Raw genomic sequence first — 3876 nt, 5'->3', positions numbered from 1 at the left:
ATGAACGCCGCAGCCAGGCGAAGCCGTACGGCCCGAGGCGGTGGCCGTTCCAGCGCTCGGCGAGCACGGGCTCGGCGCCGTAGGCCTCGAACACCTCGGCCGGGGTGCTGCCGAGGTTGTGCACGGTCAGGTAGCCGTCGGCGCTGAGCGCGAGCACCGAGGGGGAGTTCGGCAGCGGGTGCCGCTTCATCGGCAGCGTCGCGAGCCCGATGCGGCGCCGCAGCTGCGCGAGGCTGCGCGTGAGCGCGAGGGGTGAGCCCGGGTCCGCCGCCTGCGCCCGGGCGTTGACCCGGCGGAAGTCGTAGGGGCCGCTGTGCTGCGCCGGCAGGATCAGCGGGGCATCCGGGGCCCGCGTGAAGCCCCCGGTGCGCGCCGCAGACCACTGCATCACGGGGCGGCATGCATCGCGCCCGTCGACGCTCAGGTCGTCGCCGATGCCGAGCTCCTGCCCGTACATCAGAAGCGGCGCGCCGGGCAGCGCGAACAGCAGGCTGAGCGTCATGCGGAAGCGGCGCTCGTCGCCCATTATCGGAGCCCAGCCGCGGCGCAGGCCGCGCCCGTACAGGAACGCGTCGGGGCCGCCGCCGAAGACCGCGAACACCTCCTGCCGCTCGCCGTCGGTGAGCTGATCGAGGTCGAGCTCATCGACGTTGCGCACGAAGTTGAGCCGGGCGGATGCCGCGACGGCGCGGTCGAGCTCGTCGAGCGCCCCGTGCAGCGGCGCCGCCTGCTCGCGGGCGAGCGCGAGGAACATCGCGTTGTTCAGCGAGAAGTCGAGCACGGCGTCGACCCGCCGATGGTCGGCGAGCACGGCGAGCTCGTCGGCGCCGACGTCGGCCTCGGCGACCAGCGCCACATCGCTGCGCACCTCGCTGAGCCGCTCGCGCAGCCGGTCGTAGAACCGGGCGGGGTCCGCGCCCGTCCCCTCCGTCGGCTTCGACCGCATGGCCGGCATCGCGGCGTCGAGGCGGAACCCGTCGACGCCGCGCCGCAGCCACACCGTCGCGACCCGCACGAGCTCGTCGAGGACGTCGTCGTTCGCGAGGTTGAGGTCGGGCTGGAACCCGTAGAACTGGTGGTGGTACCAGGCGCCGGCCTCGTCGTCGAAGGCCCAGACGCTGTCCTCCTCGCCGGGGAAGACGGGCCCGTCGCCGGGGGCGTCGAGCGGCTCGTCTGCCCAGATGTAGTAGGCGCCGGTGCGCGAGTGCCGATCGCGTCGCGCGGCCTGGAACCACGGGTGGCGCTCCGAGGTGTGGTGCAGGACGAGGTCGAGCATGACGCGGATGCCGCGGGCGTGGCATCCCTCGACCAGCTTCGCGAAATCCTCCAGCGTGCCGAAGCGCGCGTCGATGCCCTCGTGGTCGTCGACGTCGTAGCCGTTGTCGCGGCGCAGGCTCGGGTAGATCGGCAGCAGCCACAGCCAGTCAGCGCCGAGGGCGGCGATGTGATCGAGCCGCCCCGTGATGCCGGGCAGGTCGCCGATGCCGTCGTCGTCGGAATCCTGGAAACGCGAGGGATCGACACCGTAGACCAGGCCCTGCGGCGGCCAGGCGCGACTTCTGGGGCGTGCGGTCACATGGCTCACACCAGGGGCGTTACCCGGGCGCTCGCGGTCGCCAATCGCCGTGCATCAAGCGAATCGTTTTCCGCGTGCTAATTTCTGAGCATCGGCCTCGTCGGCGCCGCTTCGGCGCCCCACCCCCTCGTGGGCCGGTTGGGGAGTTTTTGCATGGGAACACTCATTTACGGCGATTCGGGCCGGTTCGAGATCGACGACCGCACGCTCGCGCACGTCAAGATCGCCATCACGACGAAGCTGCGCCGACAGGAGAGCTTCCTGCTCAACTGGACCGTCCCTGCCGACCAGGGCTCGGGTCGCGTGAGCATCTGGCTCTCGCCGGCGATTCCGCTGCAGTTCATCTTCTCGGCGCCGAAGCCGCCCGAGCTGAGCCGGCCGTGGCTCGAGGCGCTCGAGCGCTCTTCGCACGGAATCCGCGGCATGGTGCTGCTGCACGAGAACGAGGTCTCCGACTACCTGAACGCCGCCGGCGCGGCCGTGGCGCCGTAGTCAAGCCCCTTATCCCGGTCGCTGCGACGTCCGTACTCTGACGTCGTGCTTACCCTCGACGACGACAACTTCGCAGACGTGGCCGATGAGCTCTATGCCCTGGGCGACGCGTCCCGGGTCGCCGATGCCATCGCCCGGATCGGGCGCGAGGCCGTCGGCTGCGACACGGCCGCGGTCAGCATCGTGACCTCAGGCCAGCGGCTGCAGCCGGCCGCCGGCACCTCACGCGAGGCGTTCCGGGCCGTCGAGCTGCAGAGCGCACTGGGCGAGGGGCCGGGGCGCACGGCGGTGCGCAGCTGCGTTCCTGAGGGGAGCGACGATCTCGGCGCAGAGGACCGCTGGCCGATGTGGTCGAATGCGGTCGCCGAGATGGGCCTCGCCAGCAGCCTCGCCGTGCCGCTGCACGAGCGCGGCCGGGTGTTCGCGGTGCTGCACCTGTACTCCGAGCGCCCCGGGGCGTTCGACGCCGGCCGCGTCTCGCTCGCGAGTCTGCTCGCACGCCGCTCGGCGGTCGCGCTGGCCGCCGTGACGCGCACCGAGCACCTCAAGCGGGCGGTGGATTCCCGCACCGTGATCGGCCAGGCCGAGGGCATCCTGATGGAGCGCTTCGGCCTCGACGCCGACACCGCGTTCTCGGTGCTGCGCCGCTACTCGCAGCAGGGCAATCTCAAGCTGCACGACGTCGCCGAGCGCGTCGTGCGCACCCGAGAGCTGCCGGGGCTCGATCTCACGGCGGCGGCGTCGTAGCGGCTAGCCCTGCGGCCCGTCCTCACCGCCCGTGAGCTCGATCAGCGCGCGGCGCACGGCCGTCGGGCCGTTGTAGTCCTGCTCCGGCATCCGGCTCAGCAGCTCGAGGGCGGCGTCGTCGGCACCGCGCTCGCGCGCACGGTCGAGCAGCGCAGAGAGGTTGGCCGGGTAGATCTGCCCGGCCACGTACTGGAGGGCCTCGTCGGGGCTCGGGGTGTCGCTCATCGTGTCGATCCTTTCCTTCGCGTCGTGGCCGCGCTCGGGCACGGTCGTGGGCGCCTCGAGGTGCACCGCGCCCGAGGGCACGATGCCCGCCCCGCCGCGTCGCTCCATCACCCGCCACTGCGCGACGACGTCCTCGCCCGAGTGCTCCTCGTCGAGCGAGCGCCAGAACCGGAATCCGCCCGCCTCGACGAGAGCCGCGCGCTCGTAGAGCACGCAGCCGCCCACCCAGGCGACCTTGTAGGGCACCCAGTCGGGCGGCGCGAGCTTCAGCCCCTGCGCGACGTGAGCGAGGTTCGCGGCGTTGTGCAGCGGCCAGCGCTCGTACTGCGGCGCGCCCGCGCGCACGCGCTCGGGCTCTGCCGGCCCGGGCCACGGCTCGAACGCCGCGGTCTCGTCCGGCCGCTCGTCGCCCAGGAAACTGAGGCCCTGCACCGCCTCGCCGACGAAGCCGCTGCCGAGCTTCCGGCGCGCCTCGACGAGCCGTGCGAGCTGGCCGGGCTCGAGCCAGACGTCGTCGTCGAGGAAGAGCACCTCGGTCACGCCCGGCGCGGTGCGCAGCGAATGCTCGAGCAGCCGCTCGCGGTGCTCGGCGAGTCCGCGGCGGGGCAGACTGCGCAGACGGTCGACAAGGTGCCCCTGCGCCTCGAGCACCCGCAGCATCGCAGCGGCCGCGGGGTGCTCCCAGTCGGGCGCGCCGTCGCTCTGATCGCTCACGACGACGCGGAACGCCGGGTCGTCCTGCGCAGCCAGCCCAGCGAGCGTGACGGCCAGCTCGGCCGGGCGGTCGCGGGTCGGGATCAGCACGTCGAGCGTGCCGCCCGACGCCGGCTCGCCAG

General features: G+C 72.7%; 4 protein-coding genes. 2 read left to right on the top strand and 2 right to left on the bottom strand.

Going from position 1 to position 3876, the window contains the following annotated elements; translation table 11 throughout:
• Positions 1-1585, bottom strand: a 1585-nt coding sequence (locus ACM2XV_RS13205; RefSeq protein WP_487027259.1) for an alpha-amylase family glycosyl hydrolase, incomplete at its 3' end; no start/stop codon positions are given.
• A gap of 144 nt (positions 1586-1729) precedes the next feature.
• Between ACM2XV_RS13205 and ACM2XV_RS13200 the strand changes: the two genes are divergently transcribed.
• Positions 1730-2068, top strand: a complete 339-nt coding sequence (locus tag ACM2XV_RS13200; protein WP_344774399.1) for a DUF7882 family protein — start codon at positions 1730-1732, stop codon at positions 2066-2068.
• Positions 2069-2113: 45 nt separating this feature from the next.
• Entirely contained in the window at positions 2114-2815 is a 702-nt protein-coding gene (locus ACM2XV_RS13195; protein ID WP_344774397.1) for a GAF and ANTAR domain-containing protein, read from the top strand.
• Between the two features lie 3 nt (positions 2816-2818).
• Here ACM2XV_RS13195 and ACM2XV_RS13190 read toward each other — a convergent pair.
• Positions 2819-3876, bottom strand: a 1058-nt coding sequence (locus tag ACM2XV_RS13190; RefSeq protein ID WP_487027258.1) for a DUF2795 domain-containing protein, incomplete at its 5' end; no start/stop codon positions are given.

It is taken from the genome of Gryllotalpicola sp. CP2-P1 (assembly GCF_057512245.1).
The sequence above is the reverse complement of the archived record's forward strand: the minus strand, read 5'-3'. Positions and strand labels throughout refer to the sequence as shown.

Excerpts from the sequence above, each read along its gene's own strand:
- ACM2XV_RS13200 (WP_344774399.1), top strand. The coding sequence starts at position 1,730 with ATGGGAACACTCATTTACGGCGATTCGGGCCGGTTCGAGATCGACGAC.